21 protein-coding genes are annotated in these 26,167 nt (G+C 39.6%); 3 read left to right on the top strand and 18 right to left on the bottom strand.

Annotation, left to right across the window (positions count from 1 at the left end; all coding sequences use genetic code 11):
* Positions 1-107: 107 nt before the first annotated feature.
* Positions 108-617, top strand: coding sequence for a ferritin (locus tag V1L66_RS09525; protein WP_009370301.1), 510 nt, complete (start codon positions 108-110; stop codon positions 615-617).
* Between the two features lie 120 nt (positions 618-737).
* Here the strand turns inward: V1L66_RS09525 and V1L66_RS09520 are convergent, their stop codons facing one another.
* From V1L66_RS09520 to V1L66_RS09440, 17 genes are all read right to left on the bottom strand, one after another.
* Positions 738-1,910: an iron-containing alcohol dehydrogenase gene (locus tag V1L66_RS09520; RefSeq protein WP_048392395.1), complete on the bottom strand. Its 1,173-nt coding sequence runs from the start codon at positions 1,908-1,910 to the stop codon at positions 738-740.
* Positions 1,911-1,927: 17 nt separating this feature from the next.
* Positions 1,928-2,773, bottom strand: coding sequence for an N-acyl homoserine lactonase family protein (locus tag V1L66_RS09515; RefSeq protein WP_333003962.1), 846 nt, complete (start codon positions 2,771-2,773; stop codon positions 1,928-1,930).
* Between the two features lie 27 nt (positions 2,774-2,800).
* Positions 2,801-4,222 (bottom strand): aldehyde dehydrogenase family protein, encoded by a 1,422-nt coding sequence (locus V1L66_RS09510; RefSeq protein ID WP_315062142.1) that lies wholly within the window; start codon positions 4,220-4,222, stop codon positions 2,801-2,803.
* 100 nt (positions 4,223-4,322) lie between these two features.
* Complete coding sequence (locus V1L66_RS09505; protein ID WP_231595618.1) at positions 4,323-5,324, bottom strand: LacI family DNA-binding transcriptional regulator; 1,002 nt, start codon at positions 5,322-5,324, stop codon at positions 4,323-4,325.
* Positions 5,325-5,396: 72 nt separating this feature from the next.
* A complete protein-coding gene (locus V1L66_RS09500; protein ID WP_259419647.1) occupies positions 5,397-6,617 on the bottom strand; it encodes an RtcB family protein in 1,221 nt (406 codons plus the stop codon).
* Positions 6,618-6,721: 104 nt separating this feature from the next.
* Complete coding sequence (locus tag V1L66_RS09495) at positions 6,722-8,572, bottom strand: dynamin family protein (protein ID WP_333003970.1); 1,851 nt, start codon at positions 8,570-8,572, stop codon at positions 6,722-6,724.
* 256 nt (positions 8,573-8,828) lie between these two features.
* Entirely contained in the window at positions 8,829-9,713 is an 885-nt protein-coding gene (gene rbsK / locus V1L66_RS09490) for a ribokinase (RefSeq protein ID WP_333003973.1), read from the bottom strand.
* 388 nt (positions 9,714-10,101) lie between these two features.
* Positions 10,102-10,692 (bottom strand): 3-isopropylmalate dehydratase small subunit, encoded by a 591-nt coding sequence (gene leuD / locus V1L66_RS09485; RefSeq protein ID WP_016994681.1) that lies wholly within the window; start codon positions 10,690-10,692, stop codon positions 10,102-10,104.
* Positions 10,693-10,724: 32 nt separating this feature from the next.
* Positions 10,725-12,134 (bottom strand): 3-isopropylmalate dehydratase large subunit, encoded by a 1,410-nt coding sequence (leuC, locus tag V1L66_RS09480; RefSeq protein ID WP_333003975.1) that lies wholly within the window; start codon positions 12,132-12,134, stop codon positions 10,725-10,727.
* A 17-nt stretch (positions 12,135-12,151) separates the two neighbouring features.
* Positions 12,152-13,252 (bottom strand): 3-isopropylmalate dehydrogenase, encoded by a 1,101-nt coding sequence (leuB, locus tag V1L66_RS09475; protein ID WP_004231422.1) that lies wholly within the window; start codon positions 13,250-13,252, stop codon positions 12,152-12,154.
* Between the two features lie 184 nt (positions 13,253-13,436).
* Complete coding sequence (locus tag V1L66_RS09470; RefSeq protein WP_333003978.1) at positions 13,437-14,972, bottom strand: 2-isopropylmalate synthase; 1,536 nt, start codon at positions 14,970-14,972, stop codon at positions 13,437-13,439.
* Positions 14,959-15,993, bottom strand: a complete 1,035-nt coding sequence (ilvC, locus tag V1L66_RS09465) for a ketol-acid reductoisomerase (protein ID WP_016991908.1) — start codon at positions 15,991-15,993, stop codon at positions 14,959-14,961. Before ilvC ends, V1L66_RS09470 begins: the two co-directional genes overlap by 14 nt.
* A gap of 85 nt (positions 15,994-16,078) precedes the next feature.
* Complete coding sequence (ilvN, locus tag V1L66_RS09460; protein WP_016991907.1) at positions 16,079-16,594, bottom strand: acetolactate synthase small subunit; 516 nt, start codon at positions 16,592-16,594, stop codon at positions 16,079-16,081.
* Entirely contained in the window at positions 16,591-18,357 is a 1,767-nt protein-coding gene (gene ilvB / locus V1L66_RS09455) for a biosynthetic-type acetolactate synthase large subunit (RefSeq protein WP_333003981.1), read from the bottom strand. The genes ilvN and ilvB overlap by 4 nt, the downstream gene beginning before the upstream one ends.
* Positions 18,358-18,842: 485 nt before the next feature.
* Positions 18,843-20,513, bottom strand: a complete 1,671-nt coding sequence (gene ilvD, locus V1L66_RS09450; protein WP_036077358.1) for a dihydroxy-acid dehydratase — start codon at positions 20,511-20,513, stop codon at positions 18,843-18,845.
* A gap of 370 nt (positions 20,514-20,883) precedes the next feature.
* The gene (locus V1L66_RS09445) at positions 20,884-22,206 is read right to left on the bottom strand and encodes a D-arabinono-1,4-lactone oxidase (protein WP_333003983.1); all 1,323 of its coding nucleotides are present in this window, start codon (positions 22,204-22,206) and stop codon (positions 20,884-20,886) included.
* Positions 22,194-23,369 (bottom strand): amino acid deaminase/aldolase, encoded by a 1,176-nt coding sequence (locus V1L66_RS09440; protein WP_333003984.1) that lies wholly within the window; start codon positions 23,367-23,369, stop codon positions 22,194-22,196. The genes V1L66_RS09445 and V1L66_RS09440 overlap by 13 nt, the downstream gene beginning before the upstream one ends.
* A gap of 801 nt (positions 23,370-24,170) precedes the next feature.
* Here V1L66_RS09440 and V1L66_RS09435 point away from each other — a divergent pair.
* On the top strand, positions 24,171-24,428 hold the full coding sequence (locus V1L66_RS09435; protein WP_004231402.1) for a GlsB/YeaQ/YmgE family stress response membrane protein: 258 nt from the start codon (positions 24,171-24,173) through the stop codon (positions 24,426-24,428).
* Between the two features lie 35 nt (positions 24,429-24,463).
* Here V1L66_RS09435 and V1L66_RS09430 read toward each other — a convergent pair whose 3' ends face one another.
* Positions 24,464-25,162, bottom strand: a complete 699-nt coding sequence (locus tag V1L66_RS09430; protein WP_333003990.1) for a lytic transglycosylase domain-containing protein — start codon at positions 25,160-25,162, stop codon at positions 24,464-24,466.
* Between the two features lie 205 nt (positions 25,163-25,367).
* Here V1L66_RS09430 and mscL point away from each other — a divergent pair, with 205 nt between their 5' ends.
* A complete protein-coding gene (gene mscL, locus V1L66_RS09425) occupies positions 25,368-25,757 on the top strand; it encodes a large conductance mechanosensitive channel protein MscL (protein WP_036077369.1) in 390 nt (129 codons plus the stop codon).
* Positions 25,758-26,167 lie beyond the last annotated feature (410 nt).

Here is a 26,167-nt window from a genome sequence, read left to right as displayed (position 1 = left end):
ATTAACTTTTGCATATATTGCCTTGAAAAATAATTTTTTTGTATGATACTGCCTTTACACTGTATACTAATAACGAAGTCATTTACTGCAAAAGGAGGAAAACTTTTATGTTATCTGAAAAACTACACACAGCTCTTAATGAACAAATGAATTTTGAATTCTACTCTGCGCATGCCTATATGGCAATGGCAGCCTATTGCACTGATCAAGATTATGATGGCTTCGCTAACTTCTTTTTAGTACAAGCAGAAGAAGAACGCTTCCATGCCATGAAATTTTATAATTTCTTAAGTGATATGGGCTACCGTGCAACAATTCAAGGTTTTGAAAGCCCAGGTAATCACTTCGAATCTATTTTAGATGCCTTTAAAACGGCTCTATCACATGAAAAAGAAGTAACACGCCGTATTTACAATTTATCGGACATTGCTTTAGATGAACGTGAGCATGCGACAATGGCCTTCTTAAAATGGTTTATCGACGAGCAAGTAGAAGAAGAGTCTACATTTGATACATTAATTCGTAAAATCGAGCGTATCGAAACGGACTCAAACGCTATCTTTATGCTAGATGCAGAATTGGCTACACGTACATTTACACCAGATGCAGAAGCATAATAGTTCTTATAAAAAAATCTGCCATTAAGGCAGGTTTTTTTAGGTATCTATCTTGCTTGTGGGATTTTCAAAAGATGCAATAAAAGAGAAACGTTGAAAAATCAACGTTTCTCAGGTTCTTTATGGTTCTCTTACCACTCCATCAAAGGCAGCTTGATAGATTTGATAGATATCTTCACGCTCTAATGGCATTGGACTTCGCGCTAAAATACGCGTTTGTTTTGTAGCATCCTCTGTTAGCTGTTCAAGTGCTGATGCAGGGATATTGAATCCTTGTAATGTTGAGGGAATTTTCACATCTTGAACGAGTTGTTGTAAGGCATCAACACATTTATAGGAAGCCTCTTCTTGCGATAAATAGGATGATGATATTCCCATGGCATCTAAAATATCTTTCATTCGTTTTTCACAGCTTTGACGAATATACCCCATGACATATGGTAATAGTACTGCATTGGAATCACCATGAGCTATATGGAACTGGCCTCCTAGGGGATAGGCTAAAGCATGGACGCCTGCTACACCGGCATTGAAAAAGGCTAATCCTGCTAAATAGCTGCCATAACTCATATCTGTGCGCGCTTGCTTGTCTTGTCCATTATGGACAGCTGTTCGGATTGACTGGCTAATTAATCGGATAGCTTGTAGTGCAAGTGCATCCGTTACTGCATTCGCATTTACTGATACGTAGGCTTCTATCGCATGAGTTAACGCGTCTACCCCAGTCGCCGCTGTCACCTTCGATGGTAAGGAAATCGTTAAGGCAGGATCTACAATCGCTACATCCGCTAATAAATAATCATGTGTCACGACATCCTTGGTTGTATCCAGTGATAGCACAGAAATATTTGTTACCTCCGAGCCTGTCCCAGAAGTGGTAGGAATTAAGATTTTAGGTAACCCTTTATTATCTAATGTTTTCGTTCCTGTTAGGTTTAAATAATCTGCAACTTTTCCATCATGTTTTGCTAATACGGCGGCAAGCTTTGCTAAATCCAGTGCACTGCCCCCACCTACACCAATCACCAAATCAAATGGATGCTTTCTCGTAAAATCAACCAGTTTTTCGCCAATTGCAAGCGGAGGCTCTGGTGCAATATCCGTATAAATGGTTGTTGTATAGCCTTTCTCAATCAAAGGCTTTTCAACATTGTCCGTTAGACCTATTTCTTTTAATAATGGATCTGTCACGATCAAAATATTGTGAGCGTTAAACTTCTTTACCTCTAGCAGAAGCTGACTCAAACAGCCCCAGCCAGTATAGCTAGCAGGCGTAAAGGTTAATTTATGCATGGCTTCTCTACTCCTATCTATTCATAATAGCCTTCCGTTGATTTCCTAAATGATTTAAATTGAATAGGATCATGGCCAAACCATACCTGTGAATTTGTTTCATTTGCTAGTCTTCGAATCCGTTCCACAGTCGCATTATAACCTACAGAATCGTAGATAATGCCTGGTGGCTTGACAGGAGGCCCAAAGCTTTCTGCCGTATAAATGGCATCTGAAGCTAAAATAATACCACCTGTGTCAGGCATTTGAATATGCAAACCTAGCATTCCCCAAGCATGACCACTACCAAAATTTAATACTTGTATCCCTTCAGCTAGTTTTACATGATCCTCGCCACGTTTGATTAAGCGCCATTGTAGATTGTTTTTTATCCACATATCAATGTCACCCCAAACATAGGCACCGTCTTTCACGTTTCTAGCATATGTTTGTAATGTGCCATTAAACTCATCTTCCTGTACAATAATTGTGGCATTTGTAAAGAGTTCTAAGCACCCTGCATGGTCGAGATGCAAATGGGAAGCAACAACATATTTAATATCCTCTGGACGAACATTTAATTCTTCTAGACGATGATGTAAATAGCATTCTTCTGGCATATTAATAGGAAATGCTTTTTGCGTAAATTCACCCCATCGCCCTTCTGGACCCATCGAGTTTGGATTGCATGCAGTATCAAATAGAATTTTGCCTTCTGGATGATCAATCAATACTGTATAAACAGGGAATTCAACAAATTCATTTGGCTGGTTTGGATGATCGATGGTTGCGGGATTGTGCATCGCAATCATATAATTTTTATCCATTCGCATCGTACCATTGTCCATCACATACAATTTTGGATGTTGTTTAATCATTTTCATTTTCCCATCTCCATTCGTGATTATTAGTTATTGGTTATTCCAAATTACTAGCTTCATTTCCGTCATTTCTTCTAACGCATATTTAATGCCTTCACGGCCTGTGCCGCTTTCCTTTACACCACCATATGGCATGTGATCTACTCGATAAGTAGGTACATCATTAATGATGACTCCACCAACGTGCAATGCTTTTGTAGCCTGAAAAGCTGTCTGAATAGAAGGAGTGAAGATGCCTGCCTGTAGGCCATAGTGAGAATCATTGATAGCCGCTATCCCTTCATCAATGGTGGATACCGTATTAACGATAACAACAGGTGCAAAAATTTCTTCACAGGATACACGACTCTGTGGCTGAACATTATATAAAACAGTGGGCAATAAAATATGATTGTCAATGTGACCACCTGTAATTACTTGTGCCCCTTCAGCTACTGCCTCTTTAATCCATTGATAAGCACGCTGTTGTTCAGCTTGTGAAATCATCATAGCAAGATCTGTTTGATTATCCATTGGATCACCAATTGTAAGCTGCTCTATTTTTTCCTTTAGCTGTATTAAAAATTCCTCCACCATACTTTCCATGACATAGATACGTTGTAAAGAAATGCAGACTTGACCTTGGTTGGAAAAGGCCCCCATCACAATGCGATCCATAATACGCTCTAGCTGTACCCCTTCATCGATAATTACGCCTGCATTGGAACCTAATTCTAAAGTTACTTTCTTCAAGCCTGCACGATTGCGTAGAGAAATCCCTACCGCTGGACTTCCTGTAAACGTTATCATCTTAACATTTGGATGTGCTAAAAATGCATCGCCTACTAATTTACCTTGTCCAGTTACAAGATTAAAGGCACCTGCTGGTAAATTTGTTTGCGCCAATAATTTTGCCAAAAAATGGGCGGATAATGCTGTTTGTGTGGCAGGTTTCAATACAATCGTATTGCCTGCAGCTAATGCTGGCCCAACTTTGTGTGCTACTAGATTTTGCGGAAAGTTAAATGGTGTAATCGCAGCCACAACACCGATTGGCTCTCTTAATGTATAAGCAAAGCGCCCCTCTCCATTTTTTGATGCATCCATTGGAACCATTTCACCAGTAAGTCGTTTTGCTTCTTCTGCCGCAAATTTATAGGTTTCAACTGTGCGATCAATTTCAGCGTAAGCATACTTTAACGGTTTGGCTGATTCCATTGCAATGATACTTGCTGCTTCATCTCTATTTTCTGCAAAAAGGGTGGATAACTGCTCTAATATCTCTGCTCGTTGAAAAGCAGTTAATGCAGCCATTTGAGGAGCTGCAGCATGCGCACTTTCAATGGCCTCCTGTACATCTTTTTCAGTGGCCATCGCAAAGTGTGCCAATACCTCTTGTGAATAGGGAGCATGGATCTCCATCCATTCAGTAGTCATCTTCCATTCTCCATTAATCCATAAGCCCTTTTTCAATCGTAATTCACTCCTTTCTTTTTATGGTTACGTATTCATTTCAGAAAATAAAGAAATGAATACGTAACCATTTTGGTGTAAAAAATAAACTGATGGTCTATCAGTTTATTTTACACGTTGTATTTCTTGGGAAAATCTTAACAGACTCTGTTTGTCTAATGCAAGTACTTTTTTTCTCCATTACCTCAAATAATTTTTCGATAGCAATAAAACCTAAGTTCTCTTCTGATGTTAAACCTACTGTTGTTAAGGCAATAGAGTGATGTTTACTAAGCTCTACATTATCAATACCAATGATATTAAAATCTCTCGGAACCTGAAAACCTCTCTCTAAACAAAGATTCAATATTTCAATGGCAATGGCATCCGTAGCAGCACAAATAGCTGTTGGTCTTTTTTCGAGTTGTAAAAGCTCTGCAAACGCACGTTCAATATCCATTTTATTGGTGTTCGTTAAAAAAGTAGGCACTAATTTTGCATCTAGCCCATAATCCTGTAAAGCTTGTTCAAATCCCAGATAGCGTCCATAGAAGGTACTCATTTGATGTGGACCCCCTATCCAACATAAAGAGTCATGCCCTAATGATAGGACATGCTTGGTCGCAAGGTAACCTGCTTGAACATTATCAATTTCTACAAAATGTCTATTCTCTTTATGCTTACGGTTAAACATAATAAATGGAATAGCTAGTTTTTCTAGTTTATAAAATAAATCATCTTGATACAACATAGAAGACAATATAATTGCGTCTGCTTTCGTTTCTAAAACGGCATTGTAGATTGAATTAAGATTATCCTCTGTGCCAAAATAGACATTAACTTTATAGCCACGTGCATTAACATAATTCACGATGGCTGTAGTTGTATCAACAAAAAAAGGGTTGTGTAAGGGCCCCGAAATCAATGTAATAATGCCTGTTTTTTTCTGAACAAGCGATCTTGCTATATCATTTGGCACATAGTTTAGTTCCTCTATCGCCTGCATTACTTTTTCAATTGTTTTTGGCTTTACAAGCTCTGGTGTATTCAATACTCTAGATACAGTTGTTTGTGAGACACCAGCATGCTTCGCCACATCTTTTGAAGATACCAAAAAAACCACCCATTTCATCATTGTGAAGCTATATTATATCATCTATAGAATAATGATTATAGTGATGATTCTTTCTCTACCTTAACGCTTTCGCTCATATGGCTTTGTAGCTTCACTCGCTTTAAAGTTATAAACAGGTTTAATAACTTTGACAATATCTACAGTTTCCCCAATCGCAGAAGTAATTTCTGTCATCGGCTTATAGGCCATTGGTGCCTCATCCAATGTTTCTTCATTGACGGATGTTGTCCAAATCCCCTGCATCGTATCTTTAAAATCGGCCATATTCAAAGCTTTTTTCGCTGCGCGTCGTGAAAACATGCGTCCTGCTCCATGGGGGGCTGAATAATTCCATTCCGCATTGCCTTTCCCTATACAAATCAGAGATCCATCCCGCATATTCATTGGAATAACTAGCTTTTCATCTTTATTTGCACGAACAGCCCCTTTGCGAAGCGTCATTGTTTCTGTATCGATATAGTTATGAATCGTATCAAATGTATCTGTAAAATGCCAATCCATCTGTTTAGCAATGGTTTCTGCAATGGTCCAACGATTCATCCGTGCAAATTGCTGTGCAATCTTCATATCATGAATATAATCATGGAAAGCTTCCCCCTCTAAATATGACAAGTCTTTCGGAACGAACGGTGTTTGTTCTTTATAGGCTTGTATCATGGATTGAATCTCTTGTTGTCGTCCTTGCTGTTTCATTGCTTCTATTTTTTCTGTCAAATCTTCTCGACGTAAATTTTCATAAGCTCTTTTTTGATGCCAATTAGCAACCTTTGCCCCTACATAGCGTGACCCCGTATGGATGAGCAAATAGTGCTGATCATCTTCATCTTTGGCAAGCTCAATAAAATGGTTGCCTCCCCCGAGTGTACCTAATGACAAGTTCGTATAGTCGTCTTTCAAGCCGCTTGCTCGAAATTGTTTACCTTCAAACTCTACAAAATGTCGGCTTGGCGATACTTCTTTATGAATATCCTGCCCACTTGGTACATATGTGCGAATGATGGCATCGAGTTGAGCAAAATCAACTGTTGTTACGTCAAGTTGTGCTACAAATACACCACACCCCACATCAATGCCGACAAGATTGGGTACAACACGGTCTTGCAATTGGATGGTCGTGCCAATGACACATCCTTTACCCGCATGATAATCTGGCATAATACGTACTTTAGTGCCTGCCATAAAAGCCTGGTCTGTTAGTTCTTGAATCTGATCAACAGCTGTTTGTAATGCTGTTTGCGCAAAGATTTTTGCATTCGTGAAGCGTCCATTTATTTCAATCAAGTGTATCCCTCCTTACTACTTATACGTAAAACTGGAATGATTTGTTTCATATCATAAAGAAAACGTTCTAAAAGCATGCTACTTTTAGAACGTTTGGTGAAAACCTAATCTTCATATTGTACAACTAATTTTTTAGGTATTTCGGGTATATCATTTGATTTTACATCTTCTTCCCTTAAGTCAAGCATTTGCAGGGGATATTTTTCTTGCACCTCAAAAGGTATTGCAATACTTTCCATTTTATTATTCATTTGACTTCTTGCGAGTAAGCCATTGTTTGATAAATCAATGGCTAAAATAGCCTGAACAGTTTCCTCAAGCATGGCAATATCCTTCGATTTCAACGGCATTTGCTCATTCATTAAAAATGGTTGAAGATGCTCTTTTATATAGCCCTGTGCTTCGATTAAGCAAGAAAATTCATTTAGTTTTTCAGCATAGCGCTTTAACTGACGCTTATCTTTTGCACGCTGTTGATTTAGTTTCTGTACCTTTTGTTCAATACGGCTCATGCGTTCTTTCACTAAGTCAATCAAAAAAGGCTGTGTGTCTCGAATTGCCTGTAGCATTGAAACCTCTGCCTGTTGTACCATGGCATATTGGGCGATACAAACCTCTTGCTGCTCATTTAGTTTTTGAACACGCTCTTTGAAAAATTCATTTTGCGTATGTTGGCCAAAAATAGCTTTCATAAGACCTTTCCCATGAATTTTTTTATGCTGTGCATCTAAACGCTCATATTCGCGTAAATACTCACTATGCATATTGCGGTATTCACGCAACATTTGTTGATAGTGCACAGCAATTTCAGTAAATTTTTCCACCTTGGTATCGTGTAAATAATCATGTTGCGCGATCGTTTGTAATAACTGATAGAGTGTTTGAACCTGTTTAAACGTATTCGCAACCTGTTCATATTCTTGCTCATATTCTTGGACAATCGCTAAGTCACGTTGATAGCGAGAATATTCATATTGGGTATCGCCTGCGTATTTTTCAATATTCTCGACAGCAGATTGAAAAGGATCTCGTTGTGGAATTACAGTTAATTCGAAGCGGAATCGTTCAAGCCATTGTAAGAAGCGGATTAGGATGGCATATGTTTTTTTATCACTATTTTCAGCTACACGATGAATGTGAGCAATTAATTGATCATACTGGCTTTTTTCCCAAAGCTCATGATTGTCTGTTTGTTTGGCTGCTAGTGCACTCCTTGCTGAAATTCCTATAAAATCACTCATCAAATGACCAATACGTTGTTGTTCAGAGTCCATAAATACTGCGGCATGCTCCTCATCATCGATGCCATTGATGACACATAAAGGTTCTACCCCTTTATTTTTTAATGTCTCGATCAATAGAAGTTCAGCATCCATTGCCATCGAACCAGCGCGTAACACCCAGAAAATTTCATCAACACGATTCATAAGTGCCTCTGAAAAATAAGCCATTTCTCCGCCGCCTGCCTCTAATGACACAGAATCAATAATAGTCACTGATTTTAATAAATCATTTTTCAAATAGACTTCTAGATAATCTAAATGTTCACGTAAAATCTGGGAAGCAAACGTATCGCCAGTTGTTAGTAGCTCTAATTTACTGAGATCAAATACAGCGACAACACCATCTAAAAAATAAGCTTTAATCTCTTCTTGCACGCCGTATCGTATAAACGTATTGACACTTGTTGGATGCTGATCATCTACCGATAATATTTCGCGTCCTAGAAGTCCATTCACAAGTGTTGTTTTGCCCACCCGCTCTTTTCCAACGATTAAAATCATCGTCTGGTTATTGGCATCTTGAATGATTCGATTTAAATGTTTTGCTGTATCTTTCACATATGTATTTTGGACAATGATGCCATGCAAGTGTCGTAATTGGTCAACAAATTGTGGCAAAATATTATTCGCTGAGGTTGTATTTTCGATTGGCGTATTGTCAATGTTCGTCATCCTCAAAACCTCTTTTCGTATGTATCTATAAGACCATTATAAATGAAACTATGGCTTTTCTAATACATGGATTGATGAAAAGAGGACAATATACTTATTCGTTTATAAACTAAATAGGAATTCATCCTTACGCCTTTTTCCTAACTGCTAGATATAGGATTGTTACACAGACTAAAGGGAATGGTCCAAGCTATGAATTTAGAAGTATTAGGTTTGGTTATTTCTATTCAAGGTTGTCTAGTAGCCGACCTTTGTCCTATTCCTCCAAACCAGCCATACGTGCATAAACAGCTTCAAGTGTTGGCATTCCACCTTGAGCACCTAATTTCTCTACAGATAAGGAGGCAGCGATATTTGCAAAATATACAGCCTCATCCAACGATTGCCCTTCTACTAAAGCATAGGCTAAAGCCCCATTAAAGGTATCACCTGCCCCCGTTGTATCCACGGCTGTTGTCATATAACCTGGCACATGAATTGGGTAGGAGCCATCGAAATAACGTGCACCGTCACTTCCTAGCGTCACGATTAATTTATTAGGATATTTTTCTAAAACTTGTTCCACTGGCTCGTTAAAAATTTCAGCACATTCTGTCTCGTTCGGTGTTAAATAGGTAATATCCTCCATCCACTGCACATCAAAATTGGCTGCTGGAGCAGGATTTAATAGTACAGGGACACCTGCTTCTTTACATAATTGAATGGCATGGGCAGTCGTCTCTTTAGGGATTTCAAGCTGTATCATTACCAAATGGCTTTTTTGTATCAAGTCTTTTGAAGCTTCAAGATGTGATATGCTTAAGTCATAATTAGCTCCCGGTACGACAACAATTCGATTATCGTTATTGTAAATAAGTATATTAGCAATGCCTGTAGGAGCAGTAGTGCTTTTTACAAGGGCATCTGTCTGAATCTGCTCTTGCTGTAAAGCAGCATGTAATGTCTCACCAAAATGATCATTCCCTAAACAGCCAACCATCGCCACCTCACTGCCAAGACGAGCAGCAGCAACTGCTTGATTAGCCCCTTTTCCTCCTGGAACTGTTTGAAACGAGTTACCTAGAATGGTTTCCCCCTGCTTTGGAAAAGCATTCATTTGTACAACTAAATCCATATTTAAACTTCCTATAACTGTAATCATTGAATTCCTACCTTTCAGCTTTTGATCAAACAAAAAACAACTGAAATGAGCAGCATCATTTCAGTAGCTTAACAATTTAAAAATTCGTATAAACTTAAAAATTCCCTAAATGCCTAAATTCTTTCACTTACTGCTTCTTTTAGTCGTTAAATGAAAACGATCTAGCCACTCAGGTTATCCTCCTGTACTTCATGTGAAGCAATGCTTGAGATGACGCTACCAAAAGCTGGCTGGGCTTGCTCCTGTACTATACAAAAATTTTTACGATGGTCCCATAGTGCCACCTTTGATTTGATGTTTCCTTTATTATAAAGAATTTTATATGGGAAATGCACTACAAACACAAAAAAACTGAAGACAACATCAAGTTTGTCTTCAGTCATTTCAATTAATAGGCTACTCGCTTCGCCTCATATGCGGCGATATGGTCCTCATATTTAAAGGTTAAGGCGATTTCATCCCAACCATTCAGTAACGTTTCTTTATAGTATGGATCAATTGTAAAATGATAGATTGTACCATCTTCCCCTGTTACGGTTTGCTCTGCAAGATTTACTTCCATCTTATAGGGCTGTGCTAAGCCTTTTGCTAAAATTTCATCACATTCCGATTCTGTTAGCTTAATCGGTAAGATACCGTTTTTATAGCAGTTATTATGGAAAATATCTGCAAAAGAAGGTGCAATCACAACGTTAAAGCCGTAATCTAAAATAGCCCATGGTGCATGTTCGCGCGAAGAGCCACAGCCGAAATTATCTTGTGCCACGAGAATTTTAGATTCTTTAAATTCAGGTTTATTTAATACAAAGTCAGCTATTTCGTTACCTTGTGCATCGAAACGCCAATGGTAAAATAAAAACTGTCCAAAACCTGTACGCTCAATACGTTTTAGAAATTCTTTTGAAATAATTTGATCGGTATCAACATTTTTTCGATCAAGTGGTGTGATGACACTCTTTACGATATTAATTGGTTCCATTTTTCAATCATCCCTTCCCAGTAAAGCAAGACTTACACTGTTTCCTTCACAAATTCACGTACATCGACGAAGTGACCTGCAATCGCAGCGGCTGCTGCCATTGGTGGTGACACTAAATGTGTACGAGCTCCAGCGCCCTGACGTCCTTCAAAGTTGCGGTTTGAGGTAGAGGCACAGCGTTCTCCAGCTGGTACGACGTCATCATTCATCGCAAGACACATCGAGCAACCAGACTCTCGCCATTCAAAGCCTGCATCCATAAATATTTTATCTAAACCTTCTGCCTCTGCTTGTTTTTTCGTTGTATATGAGCCTGGGACAACGATGGCTGTGACCTTGTCATGCACCTTACGCCCTTTGATGACATCAGCAGCTGCACGCAAATCACTAATGCGTGAGTTTGTGCAGGAGCCAATGAAGACATGCTGGATGTCAATGGATGTTAATGGCTGTCCTTCCTCTAAGCCCATATAGGCAAGTGCTTTTTGAAGTGCCGCCTTGTCAGATTCATCCTCATAATCTGCTTGTGTTGGAACATGCCCAGAAACACCTGTACCCATCGATGGGTTTGTTCCCCACGTAATGATTGGTTCAATTTCTTCAGCTTTTATAATACGAACCGTATCGTACGTTGCATCCTCGTCTGAAGCAAGACTTAACCAGTAAGCGGCTGCTTCTTCAAATTTTTCTCCCTGCGGTGCATATTTGCGCCCACGAATATAATCGACTGTTGTTTGGTCAGGTGAGATAAGCCCTGCTTTTGCGCCTGCCTCAATGGACATATTACAAATCGTCATCCGTTCTTCCATAGATAGTTGGTGGATAGCCTCTCCAGTAAATTCCACAATATGTCCTGTACCAACACCAATACCGAACTTGGCAATGATAGCTAAAATAATATCCTTTGCTGCTACCCCAACTGGTAGCTCCCCTTCAACACGAATCTCCATTGTTTTTGGCTTATTTTGCCATAACGTTTGCGTTGATAATACATGCTCCACCTCTGATGTACCAATACCAAATGCAATGGCACCAAAGGCACCGTGAGTCGATGTATGAGAATCACCACAAACAATGGTTTTACCAGGCTGTGTTAATCCAAGCTCTGGTCCAATAACATGGACAATCCCTTGGTCAGGGTGACCCATGCCTGCTAACTCAACGCCAAATTCCTCAGCATTTTTAGCTAATGTTTCGATTTGATTGCGTGCAATGGGATCATGGATAGTTGGTAAATTTTTTGTCGGTACGTTATGATCCATTGTCGCAAAGCTTAAATCAGGACGACGCACTTTACGTCCGTTCATGCGTAACCCTTCAAAAGCTTGCGGAGATGTTACTTCATGAATTAAATGAAGATCAATATATAACAGGTCCGGTTTGCCCTCTTCCTGATAAACAACATGTTTATCCCAAATCTTTTCAATTATATTTTTACCCATTGTCTTCACCTGTTTCTTTAAATATATGTTGTCATAATACTTTGTGATACAAAGCTAGTATCAATTTCGTTAATTACCTTATCTGTCCATTCATTCGTCGATAAAATGCGACTGCCGTCACGAGCAAGATCGGCTGTAAAGTAGCCATCATCAAATACTGCACTTACAGCGCGTTCTATTTCTGCCGCTTCTTCTTTTAAGCCGAATGAATATTGCAGCATCATCGCTACGGATAAAATGGTTGCAGCAGGATTTGCTACACCTTGCCCTGCAATTTCTGGTGCTGAGCCATGTACTGGTTCATATAAGCCAAAATTATCACCACGAATAGATGCGGATGGTAAAACACCAAGAGAACCAGTAATAACAGATGCTTCATCACTTAAAATATCACCAAACATATTTTCAGTAACGACTACATCATAGTGTCCGGGATTTGTAATAAGTTTCATTGCGACAGAGTCTACTAGGTTATGTTCTACAATTACATCTGGATACTCTTTTTTCTTTGCTTCTACAACTTCACGCCATAAGCGACTTGTTTCAAGCACATTCGCCTTGTCAACAGAGCATAACTTGCCCCCACGTAAACGTGCTAGCTCAAAGGCATTTTCAACGATACGCTCCACCTCAGCTTTAGAGTAAACGGTTGTATCAATTGCGCCATTTTCAGTACGCATACGTGGTTCCCCGAAGTATACGCCGCCTGTTAGTTCACGTACAATCATTAAATCAACGTTCTCAGCCACTTCACGCTTTAATGGTGAAGCATCTAGTAAACTCGGGAACGCCTTTACTGGACGTAGATTAGCAAATAAATCGAAGTGTTTCCGAATTCGCAGTAACCCTTTTTCTGGGCGTAATTCAGGAGGGTTTTGATCCCACTTTGGACCACCTACAGCTCCTAATAAAATCGCATCACTATTTTCACACATCTCGATTGTTTCATCCGGTAAAGGATTGTTGTGCTGGTCGATTGCAGCACCCCCAATTGTTGCATATCCTAAATGAAATGTATGATTAAATCGTTTACCAATCACCTGTAATACACGTACAGCAGAAGCAACAACCTCTGGCCCAATTCCATCACCGGGAAGTACTGTAATTTTTCTCTCCATCGTCAAAACACCTTTCTTTGTATAGCGTATTCGCTAATTTAGTAAAGACGCTCACCTACCTTTTATCGAGATGAGCGTAGTCATTACGTCTAAGCGTAATTTTGGGTTAATTGATACAATACGCCATGACATCATTGCATCCGACTTGTGAATGGTACTTCATACAATTCACTACCTCAGCAACCTATACAGGATGTGCGCGAAGGCTTGCTTGTATTAAATGACGATTAATAGCATTTAAATAAGCTTTTGCCGATGCTTCTAAAACATCTTGAGAGGAATTACGGCCTGTAGTCGAAACTTCATCATAGCGAATATTAATCACTGCTTCACCTAGTGCATCTCGTCCTTTGCCAACCGATGTCACACGGTAATCAATGACATGTACAGCTCCAGGTACAAGTTGCTCCAGTGTATTAAAAATTGCTTCTACTGAACCAGAGCCAGTAGCCACAACGGTTTTCTCTAGTCCCTCAGGTGTAAACACAATAGCTGTAGCTGTAGGAATATTTTCAGTTCCATATTGCACCTGCACCATTTTCAAATCAAAGAGTGGTACATCTTCTACTTGAATTTGTTGCTCAGTAAGAAGAGTAAGTAAATCTTCCTCTGTAATTTCTTTTTTACGATCAGCCAATTTTTTAAATTCCACAAATGCTTTGTTCAACTTTTCATCAGAAAGATGGAAGCCCATTGTTTCCGCACGATCACGGAAGGCTGCACGACCAGAATGTTTCCCAAGAACTAATGGTATTTCACCTTCACCGATTAAAGCAGGTGAAATAATTTCATAGGTTTCTGGATTTTTTAAGACACCGTCTTGATGGATGCCCGATTCGTGTGCAAATGCATTTCTTCCTACAATCGCTTTATTTGGCTGAATCACAACATTTGTCAATTTACTGACTAATTGAGACGTACGTTTAATTTCTTGCAACTGAATGCCCGTTTCCACCTGATAAATGTCCTTGCGAATATGAAGTGCTACAGCAATTTCCTCGAGTGCCACATTACCTGCGCGTTCGCCGATACCATTGATTGTTCCTTCGACTTGTGCAGCACCATTTTCTATTGCGGCAATCGTGTTAGCTGTTGCCATCCCTAAATCATCATGACAATGGGCGGAGAATTTTACGTTGTCAGCACCTTTGACATTTTCCAGTAGGAACTTAAATAATGCACCATATTCTTGCGGGGATGCATACCCTACAGTGTCTGGAACATTAATCGTTGTTGCACCAGCAGCAACCACTTCGTTCATAATGCGCACTAAAAATTCACGATCAGAGCGGAATGCATCCTCAGCAGACCATTGTACAAGTGGGAAGAACTTTTTAGCGTATTTAACAGCCTCTACCGCTTGCTCCACCACTTGCTCAGGGGATTTTTTTAATTTGTATTCCATGTGGATAGGTGATGTGGCTAGAAAAATATGAATATGTGGCTGTTGTGCTACTTTTATCGCTTCCCATGTAGCATCAATATCCTTTTGGATACAGCGAGCTAGCCCCGTCACAATGGAATTTTTTACTGTACCTGCAATGCGATGGACCGCATCAAAGTCACCGGGTGACGAAGCAGGAAATCCTGCTTCTATAATTGTCACACCAAGGCGCTCTAACTGTTTGGCAATTTCAATCTTCTCGGCTGTGTTTAAGTTGATCCCAGCAGATTGTTCACCATCGCGAAGCGTAGTATCGAAAATATCAATTTTTCGCACTTGTCGCCACTTCTCTCACAACTTTTTCTTTACCTTCGTTGATGAATGGCATCATAGCACGTAGTTTTGCGCCCACTTCTTCGATTTGATGGTTCGCACCAGCTTCTTTGAATTTTGTATATTCTGGACGACCATTTTCATTTTCTTGAATCCAACGACGAGCAAATGTACCATCTTGGATATCTGTTAATACATCTTTCATACGAGCTTTTACAGACTCATCGATGATGCGTGGTCCTGCTACATAATCTCCCCACTCTGCTGTATCTGAAACTGAGTAGCGCATTGTTGCCATACCGCCCTCAAACATTAGGTCAACAATTAATTTAAGCTCATGTAGTGTTTCAAAGTAGGCTAATTCTGGTTGATAACCAGCTTCTACTAATGTTTCGAATCCTGCTCTTACTAGCTGTGTTGCGCCACCACAAAGTACCGCTTGTTCACCGAATAAATCTGTCTCTGTTTCTTCTTTGAATGTTGTTTCAAGAAGTCCACCACGTGCAGCACCGATTCCTTTACCATACGCAAGCGCTAAATCTTTTGCTTGACCTGTAGCATCTTGGTGAATAGCGAATAGTCCTGGTACCCCAGCACCTTCTTGGAATTGACGACGAACTAGATGTCCTGGTCCTTTTGGTGCTACTAAAAATACGTCAACATCTGCTGGTGGTGTAATTTGACCGAAATGGATATTGAAGCCGTGCGCAAACATCAATGCTTTACCAGCTTGTAAATGTGGCGCAATTTCCGCTTCATAAACTGCTTTTTGGCGCTCATCTGGTAGTAGAATTTGGATAACATCTGCTTCTTGTGCTGCTTCAGCCACCGTTTTTACGTCAATGCCATCTGCTTTTGCCGCATCGAAGGATCCACCTGGACGAACCCCTACTACTACGTCAAAACCTGATTCTTTAAGGTTTAACGCGTGTGCATGACCTTGTGAACCGTAACCGATAATTGCGATTTTCTTTCCTTTTAATACGTCCTCGTTGATATTTTGCTCATAGTACATTGTAGCCATAGTTAATTTCCTCCTAGAATATGTTTTGTTTTTATAGCTTTAGATACTTGCTCTGTCTATAAAGCTATTCATTTTTATATGCAAACTATTTTAAAATAGAGAGCTGCGGGTTTGAGACTTTTTGTGTTTCACGAACGGAGGCAGTTGCTCCTGTACGTGTAAGTTCTTTAATGCCATATGGTCGAATGAGTTCGATAAAGGCATCAATCTTCTCTGGATGTCCTACTACTTGATACGTCACAACATTTTTAGCTGTATCAATAATTTGGGCGCGGAACGGTTCAACAATTGAATTCATTTCCAAGCGTAAATTTGGTGGGGAAATCACCTTTACTAGTGCTAGCTCTCGCAGAACAATCGATTTATCGGTAATGTCATTGACCTTTAACACATCAATTTGCTTGGATAACTGTTTCACTAGCTGCTCAATTTTGCGTTCGTCCTCTATGTTGACAACGAAGGTCATCTTTGAAAAATTCGGTTGCTCCGTATGACCTACTGTAATCGATTCAATATTGAACTGACGCTTCATCAATAAACCTGTCAAACGGTTTAATACACCACTTTGGTTAATCACGGTTACGGTAATTACTCGCTTCAATTCTTTTTCACCCCAATCATTTCATGTAAGCCTGTGCCAGGTGCTACCATTGGGTAAACACATTCAAGCTGTTTCACTCGACAGTCAATTAATACTGGCTCATCAGACAGCAGTGCCTCACGGAAAATAGCCTCTGCTTCATCGATTGTGTTAATACGATAGCCTTTAATGTTATAAGCATCAGCTAACTTAACAAAATCTGGTTGGATCGGCATAAGTGATGATGAATAGCGCTCTTCATAGAATGTTTGTTGCCATTGACGCACCATACCTAGACAGCTATTATTCAAAATCACTATTTTTACTGGTAAGTTAAATTCCTGTAGGATGGATAGCTCCTGTGCCGTCATTTGGAATCCTGCATCTCCTACAATCGAAATAACTTTTTTGTCTGGCTTCGCAAATTGGGCGCCAATTGCGGCCGGGAAGCCGAAGCCCATCGTACCAAGTCCACCAGACGTTACCCATGCATGATCATTATTTAAATGATAATATTGCGCTGCCCACATTTGATGCTGCCCAACATCTGTCGTCACAATGGCATTCCCTTCAGTAATCTTGTGCACTAATTGCAATGCCTCTTGTGGTAGGATTTCTTGCGTATTTGTATCCTTGCAATACCATAATGGATATTCCATCGCATGATTCCTTAAATAAGCTAACCAATCAGCTGTATCAGGACCTTGGAAATCCTTTTTCAACAGTGCTTTTAAAGCCTCCTTGGCATCAGCAACAATTGGAATATCTGTCGGTACATTTTTGCCAATTTCAGCAGGATCAATATCGATATGGATAATCGTTGCATTTGGTGCAAATGTAGCTAAATTACCTGTTAGACGATCATCAAATCGTGCTCCAATATTGAGTAATAAATCCGATTTTGTGATCGCTGTATTTGCTGTAGCTGTACCATGCATCCCAGCCATTCCAAGGAATAAGTCATGTTCACCATGGATGGAGCCCAATCCTAGCAATGTGTTCGTTACTGGAATACGGTATTTTTCTGCGAAAGTCGTTAATTCCTCACGTGCATCCGCAAAAAGAACACCTGCACCTGCTAAGATGATTGGGTTTTTTGCCAATGAAATGGCTTGAATCGCCTTTTGGACTTGTAAATAATTTGGTTTATATGTTGGCTGATAGCCTGGTAAATAAATTTCATCAGGTGCTTGCGGTGGATTCTCTACATCAAACAACATTTGAGAAACATTTTTTGGGAAATCCACGACAACTGGTCCCTTACGACCTGTGCTAGCGATATGGAAAGCTTCCTTCACAATACGAGGAATATCATTGACATCCTGTACCTGATAGTTATGCTTTGTAATCGGTGTTGTAATCCCCATAATATCGGCTTCTTGGAAAGCATCTGTTCCGATCACAGATGTCGCAACCTGTCCTGTAAAAACAACCAATGGAATAGAGTCGATCATGGCATCCGCAATACCTGTTACAAGGTTTGTTGCACCAGGTCCACTTGTGGCAATAACAACGCCTGTTTTACCTGAAACACGAGCATAGCCTTCCGCCGCATGAATCGCCCCCTGTTCATGTCTTGTTAAAATATGACGAATTGGGTTTTTATACATCGCATCGTAAATTTGTAATACGGCTCCTCCTGGATAGCCAAAGACGATTTCAACACCTTGATCGTGCAATGCCTGCACTAATACATCTGCACCGTCCTTCGCTTGATAGGTTTGGTCAGCTGTTGCTGTTGGAGCTAATTGTTCTTGTTCATTGATTGAAACATTCGCACTCATCAAATTTTGCCTCCTTCATTTCTTTCAAACTCACACATCAGTGTTGTAGATTAGTGAAGTGTCAATAGCTGGATTGACTATTCCTCTCATCCTTTTCGTTGAGAGGCTGTTCAATTGCATTGTGAAAATAATAAAAAGCCTTTTTCTCCACACGCAAAGAACTACCTTACGTAGGGATGAAAAAGACTTTCCATGGTACCACCCTTTTTTATAGCAAATAATTGCTACCTCGCGAATAAATGACTGCATTTATGCACCAATGCGAAAGACATCGCATCCAATATAGTGTCATAAAACATTTATTCATTAATAACGAGCACTTTCGATTATGCCCGGAGCTATCTAATGGTGTAAACACGTTTAATAGCCCACTCCGAGGGGATGTCGGATCTAGTTGTATCGCCGGCTTCCAGCACGACCGGCTCTCTGGTAGATACAAGGCTCTAGAACCTTTAACCTCATCAACGTTTTTATTTATCTAGTTGTTAAATTTTCATTACGCCGCCAGTGGAAGCGCTCGTCACTAATTTTGAATATCTTGCTAACCAACCACGTTTGATTTTTGGCTCAAAGACTGGTAATTTTGCACGACGTTCAGCTAAAACTTCATCTGAAACTTGTAAATTAATCGTACGATTTGGTAGATCAATTTCGATAATATCTCCGTTTTCTACTAAAGCGATTGGACCGCCTTCAGCAGCTTCTGGTGAAATATGGCCAATTGAAATACCACGAGATGCCCCTGAGAAACGACCATCTGTAATTAATGCAACCTTTGTACCAAGGCCTCGACCTTGAATGGCAGATGTTGGTGCAAGCATTTCTGGCATCCCTGGGCCACCCTTAGGTCCTTCATAGCGAATGACGACTACATGGCCCTCTTTCACCGTTCCATTATCAATGTTTTCCTGCGCTGCTTCTTGTGAATCAAAGACGATTGCCTCGCCCTTGAATACTTTAATAGAAGGATCAACTGCCCCTACTTTAATAACAGAGCCATCTGGTGCGATGTTACCGAATAAAACCGATAATCCACCTACAGCACTATATGGATTGTCTTTTGTTCGAATGACTTGATCATTCGTGATGTGATAATCTTTGACAAGCTCACCCATTGTAACGCCTGCTACGGTTGGACGGTCTGGATGAATAGCACCTGGAATAGATGTTAATTCATTGATAATGGCACTAACTCCACCCGCTTTATTAATATCATCCATTGAAATATCTGAAGCAGGCATGATTTTTGCTAAATAAGGCACTCTTTCTGCTACTTTATTAATATCTTCAATGTTGTAATCTATCTCGGCTTCATTGGCAATTGCTAATGTATGGAGAACTGTATTTGTGGAGCCCCCCATTGCCATATCAAGAGCAAAAGCATCATCAATTGCCTCTTTTGTAATAATATCGCGAGGTTTAATATCTTCCTTGACCATGCGGATTAATTGTTTAGCTGCTTCTTTAATCAGCTTGTGACGCTCTTCAGAAGTGGCAACGATCGTACCATTTCCTGGTAAAGCAACACCGAGCATTTCCATTAAGCAGTTCATTGAGTTTGCTGTAAACATCCCTGAACATGAGCCACATGTTGGACAAGCATTATTCTCAATATCCAGCAGCTCTTCTGCAGACATTTTTCCTGATTTGTGTGCTCCTACACCTTCAAACACAGATGTTAAGGAAAGCTGTTTCCCTGCTGCAGAAGTTCCCGCCTCCATTGGACCACCTGAAACAAAGATAGATGGTACATTCGTACGAACTGCTGCCATAAGCATTCCGGGTGTAATTTTGTCACAGTTTGGAATATAAAATACGCCATCAAACCAATGTGCATTAATAACTGTCTCAGCTGAGTCTGCTATAATTTCACGACTTGGTAAGGAATAACGCATACCTATATGCCCCATTGCAATACCATCATCGACGCCAATTGTATTAAATTCGAATGGAATACCACCCGCTTCAATAATAGCTTCTTTCACTACATCAGCGAACGTACGTAAATGAACGTGACCTGGTATTATGTCGATATAAGAGTTACAAACCCCAATAAATGGTTTGCCTAGATCTTTTGCTTTTACTTTGCCTGTTGCATATAAAAGACTTCGATGTGGCGCTCGATCTACGCCTACTTTAATCATGTCACTTCTCATTTTAAACGCCCCTCATTGCTATCCATACTATGTTCGTCGCTATAGACAAAATGTTCTGTCTTTTTAATTTTTGTTTATAGAGTAACAGTCTCTTAGATGATAACTGCTGTAACGAACGTGTTAAATTGTTGTTATCATAGTACGAAAAAAAGGTCTCGTCAACAGTATTTTTTGAATTGTTTAAACAATTCAAAAAATCTGTCAAAATTGAAATCGTTTACATGCTGATTAAGCATCAGTTTTATCTCGCTTTGATAAAAATTTTGACATTTCGTTCAAATTTTAATTTTTTAATAATAAACAAAAATGAGTAAATAAATATCTCCCATATATTTGAATAAGCTAAATCACAGAATCAGAGAGATAACGCTTACAATAGAAACAATTTTTTTAAGTATCCTGTAAAAAATACTTGTTCAGGATCATATTGGTGTCGAATGCTTAAAAACTTCTCAACCTCTGGATACAACGCATGAACCATTTGCGCTGTTAAATGATGTTGTTTCCCCCAGTGAGGACGACCTTCATATTTTTGCATCAATGTATGCACCCATTTAAAGTAAGGCTCTTCTGCCATTCCCTTATACATATGAAAGGCGATAAAAGCCGACTCACGCCCTTGTGTTGGACTTAAAAAACCTGCTTCACCTGCAGTTGTTCGACACTCTAAAGGAAAATGAACATTAAAAGTGCCTTTTTTAAAGGTTGCATGGATTTCCTCTAAACAAGCTTCAAATTGGGATAAAGGGATGGCATATTCACTCTCTTGGAACTTCACGCTTCGAGGTGAAGGATAAATTTCATAGCTTATCCCTACTTTTTCACTTTCTACCACATTGGCAGCCGCTATCTTGCTCATAGCACCACTTAAACGTGGTTTCCATTTACAAAGCTCTGACATCGCAAAGAAGGCCCCATTTTCTACTATTTGTAGCTTTAACGTTTCTATTCTTTTATTCCATTCACTTTGAAAGACAGGCGCGACTGCATTCATCCGTTTTACTTGTATTGTTTCACTACCAGGGAAATAAAACCACTCTACATGACGATGCTGACGAATATCCTCGGCAAATAGCGAGAGACCATTTGTCAATGTTTCTCTTGCCCCAATATAATGCAAACCATATAGTGGCATGACCTTAATCGTTACTTTGACAAGAACACCAAGCATTCCGAGAGATACATGCAGCGCTTCAGATAAATCATCCATCCCTCTCCTATGTTCCTGATAAGTCCCAGTGCCGTCTACAAACCCCCATGCCTCGACAGCTGACGAAAGAGAACCAAGTGTAACCCCTGTGCCATGTGTGCCAGTTGACACTGCACCTGCAATGGTTTGTTCCTGAATATCGCCCATATTGATTAACGCAAAGCCGTGTTTCGCTAGCATTGGTCCAATTTCATATAGATAGGTCCCCGCCCATAATGTTGCCTCCTGTCTTTCCTCATTCACAGCGATTAATCCACGCAGATTATGTAAGGAAATAGCTATATGCTCAGGCATAGCTACAGCGCTAAAAGAATGTGCAGCACCTGTGACACGGATTGTCTTTCCTGATTGGCATGCATGCTTCACAATTGCTGAAACTTCATCAATAGAGTGTGGTAAATACATTTCACTAGGATAGGAAATGACATTACCAGCCCAATTTGTCCACTTTTCCCCATTTCGCCAATTTTCTATAGAAAACATTGTCCATCCCCCCTATATGTTGTGTAAGGTCCTGCATACTTGTCCCCACGAATAGCATGCAGGACCTGAAAACGCTCACAAAGCTCTCCAGCCTTTGCATGTCGAAAATAAATGGTATCGCCAATATTGATACTTTTCCCTTTGACCTTAATTGGTGTTTGCACCTCCCCTGCGCCTTCTAGACTAAGATATGCAAAAGTAGTAGGGTCATAGAATACAGGCAAGCGATCCATCCCTATTGCTCCAGAAGCCGTATAACCTCCACCATGACAAACAATGATATTTTTTTCAGGCCTTCTTGTTACACGTAAGGCAAATCCAGCAGCCTTTTCTAGCTGTAAATGTGTAAATTGATCGAACAATGCTGGCGCATAAAAAGCCGAGCCAACTGTCATTTCCGTTACTTCCTTTTGTTGATTAGTGTATGTCATACTTCCTGACCCACCGCCATTAACAAAGCGCAGATTTGGAAAATAAGCCTTGATATGGGCGATTGCTAATCGACGAAATTGTGTTACTTGCTTTTTGGCTTGTACCTGCATGGCTTCTATGACTCTACCTTTTAAAGCATTCGCTGGACGATTGCCAACACCTGCTATTTGAGCCTCATAGCCCATGGCTCCTACCACTTCAATCGCAGGAGTGTTTTGAATGGCTTGTAAAAAAGGTGTCAATGTTTCAAGAGAAGACAATGAAGAACGTTTTGTTCCAAAATACAATACTTTAAAATCATTCGAAACATTAATATCAATACAAACCTGTACACGTACGCCAATTTCTTGTCCTAATTTTGCCAATAGTTCGATATGCTCTGGCCGATCTACCATAAAGGTGACGATTTTTCCTTCTTTCACAAAATGCAACAATCGACGAATCGGTGCTTCTTCCATTACTGGATAGCCGAGCAATAAATCATCAAACTGCTGCTCTAATAAAAAAAGGGTTTCTGCTGCAGTGAATGTCATAAACCCAACAACATTCTCAAGCTTTTTCTGGATATAACGAAGGACTTCAATAGAACGAATCGATTTTGTTGCAATACGAATTTGTTTTCCACCACAAGCCTCTTGAACCTTTTGTATATTTTTATCTAGTGCATCTAGGTCCAACCATGCAAATGGCCTTTCCAAATCACAAAATGCTTGATCCAATCTTGTCGTCATTTAATCACTCCCTTGTCTGTACTATGTATTTGACATTTAACAGAATAATTCCTTTTTTAATCACTTGAGCAAAATAAAACAACCGTGAGCCTGTTATTCAATAAGACTACACGGTTGTTTTAATATGGGATAAACATTTCATTCACCTTTCTATTTAATTGGTTACGATGCGTATAAAAAATCAGCTGCAAGATTTAGCATCACTAGTAAATGCAAACCCGCAATTAAAAAGCCTTGACGATTTAAACGTTTCATAACAGCCATATTCATATGACCACGCTCCTTTTCTACATTATAAACCCTTTATACAGAATTTTCAAACTATTAAAAAGTGGAAATTTACCCATTTTTCTTTTTCGCAAAAAAATTTCACCCTCTGAAATATGTGACTGCACGGGGGATTGAAATTCTGCTTCAACAAATAGTGGACTTTTTTATGAATGAAAAGATGATTGTAGTAAATAATTTAGTTAAATGGCTAATTATTTTATTGCTGATGGAGATTGGGCATTGCAAGCATTTCTGGTACGAATTAAATGCATGAACATACTATAGAAGTAAGCGATAATTGGTCTATGTACAAAATAGAAGTAATTGTAGTTAATGTGGACATTTTCACAGTAATTTATGCAGTTGGATTAGCTATAAAGTGAGGACAGCAAAAGAGCCTGCATTCACTTGTCTACAGTCTCATTTACAACATGTAATAATTACTAAACAACATCACAGTGTTTAATCTACTCCATTCAGGGTATAACTAAGTAATCGCCATTATATCTTAAATTTAAGGAGATGAAAGTAATGATTAGTTTCATTTGGTATTTAATTATCGGAGGAATTCTTGGATGGTTAGCTGGCGTCATTTTAGGTAAAGATGTACCTGGTGGCATCATCGGGAATATTATTGCAGGGATTGTCGGTTCTTGGATTGGTAGTATGGTTTTAGGGAACTGGGGCTGGAGAGTAAGTGATTTCTATGTGTTCCCAGCACTAATCGGTGCCATCGTGTTGATCTTTATCGTCAGCCTTATTTTAAAAGGTATGCGTAAAGCAACTTAAATATGTAATGAAGAGCCATCCATTGTGATGGCTCTTTATTTTTTTTCATTTAAAAGAACTGCTGCTTGGAGTTCATCGTGAAAATCATTATACAATTGGTAGTAATATAACACATCATCTACATATTTCTTGCTATGGTTGTATTGATAAACAGCTTTCTTAATATCCCCTGTCGCAGCACCGTATTTAGATAAGTAATTCGCAGCACTAAATACTGCATCCTCAATATCATAGGGGTCGGCTATTCCATCGCCATTTGCGTCAACGCCATATCCTCCGTATTTAGCAATTGTCTCAGGACTCATCAATTCAGTTTTCGTTATGCTTCCTTTTCCTAAACCTGAGCATGTGGGATGCTGCCAGCCAACGAATGTACAGGGCATGAATTGCATATGCCCCTCTGCCCCCGCAGATGATACCATTGATTCTACCGTAGAAAACCGCGTTTCAATACGATGATGCGCAGCAAGTAATGTCCATGGTACACCATATTTTTCTTCTGCAGCTACATATACGGGAATGTATTGCTCAGGAATATTCATATCGAAGTGCTGTTGAATCTCCTCGATTGCCTTTTGCTGTACAAGCTTTTCAAAAATCGGTAATGTTTGAAGCTCCTTCCACGCAAAAAATGTGAGAACATACACGGTAATTGCAATGGGAATCAATAATGCTATCATACCCAATTTTGTCGCGGGTGATAACATGGGTTTCTTATTCTTTTTCTTAGCCATACGTCACACCTAATCTAGTATTCTTTTTCTATATTACCAAATTTTCCGTAATATGCAGTAGATCTTTTCAATTTTGAAAGATTGAAGTCATCCTCTTAGAAGAAACACATCATTTCCACCATGAAAGCAGTTGAAAGGTTTGGTAAAAATATAGTAAAATACAGATTGATTCATTTATTTGGATAATAATAGGGAGGAATTTATTTTGTGGAAAGACTTTAAAGAATTTGCGATGAAAGGCAATATTGTCGATCTAGCAGTAGCAGTAGTTATTGGTGGTGCTTTCGGTAAAATTGTTACCTCCTTAGTTGAAAATATCATCATGCCATTGGTCGGTGTTTTAACGGGTGGTATTGATTTAACAAAGAGTTTTGTTTTTGGCTCAGGTGAAGCCCAAATCAATTTTGGTGTATTTCTACAATCCATCATTGATTTTTTAATTATAGCATTTGCCATTTTTATGGCCTTACGAATTATGACGAAGCTCACACGTAAAAAAGAAGAGGCAGTCGTGGAAGAACCAACACCTGAACTCGATGCCAAAGAAGAGCTTCTCAAAGAAATTCGCGACTTGCTTAAAAAAGAACAAGCCTAACCTATTAGCATCTGTCTCTCATTTGAAGAAGGCAGATGTTTTTATTTTGTATCCTTTACTTTTTCGTTCTATGCGCTGCTTCAGAATCTATCCCTCACTTCGCCTGCTCTATCCATCACTCTTCACGTTGTATCCGCTGCTTTTCACGTTTTAACCGCTACTTCAGAATCTATCCCTCACTTCGCCTGCTCTATCCATCACTCTTCACGTTGTATCCGCTGCTTTTCACGTTTTAACCGCTACTTCAGAATCTATCCCTCACTTCGCCTGCTCTATCCATCACTTTTCACGTTCTATCCGCTACTTTTCACGTTGTATCCGCTACTTCAGAGCCTATCCCTCACTTTGCCTGCTCTATCCGCTACTTTTTACGTTTTAACCGCTACTTTAGAACCTATCCCTCACTTTGG

Source organism: Lysinibacillus sp. IITD104 (assembly GCF_036698265.2).
Classification (GTDB): domain Bacteria; phylum Bacillota; class Bacilli; order Bacillales_A; family Planococcaceae; genus Lysinibacillus; species Lysinibacillus boronitolerans.
This window is presented reverse-complemented; position numbering and strand designations above follow the sequence as displayed.